The following is a 233-nucleotide window of genomic DNA, read 5'->3' on the forward strand; positions in this document are numbered from 1 at the left end:
GCCCATCCCACAGTTGTTCATGCAATTGGCCTACGCGCTTGGCCATCGCCTCACTGCGCATCACCACTTCCAGATTGCGCGAATTATCCAGGTAGCCGCCCAACCAATTGCTGGTGCCGACCCACGCCACTTGGCCGTCGATCTCCATGGTTTTGCTGTGGATCACCCGCGCATAAGGGATGAAGCCTTGCTTGGCTTCGGGCAGGGTGACGATCTTGATCTCGACATTGGGC

1 protein-coding gene is annotated in these 233 nt (G+C 57.9%); it reads right to left on the reverse strand.

Annotated features, from left to right (window positions below; genetic code table 11):
* Positions 1–233, reverse strand: a 233-nt coding sequence (locus QSV46_RS41155) for a phospholipase D-like domain-containing protein (RefSeq protein WP_314964549.1), incomplete at both ends; no start/stop codon positions are given.

The sequence above is a fragment of the Bradyrhizobium cosmicum genome, assembly GCF_032290525.1.
Taxonomy (GTDB): Bacteria; Pseudomonadota; Alphaproteobacteria; order Rhizobiales; family Xanthobacteraceae; genus Bradyrhizobium; species Bradyrhizobium cosmicum_A.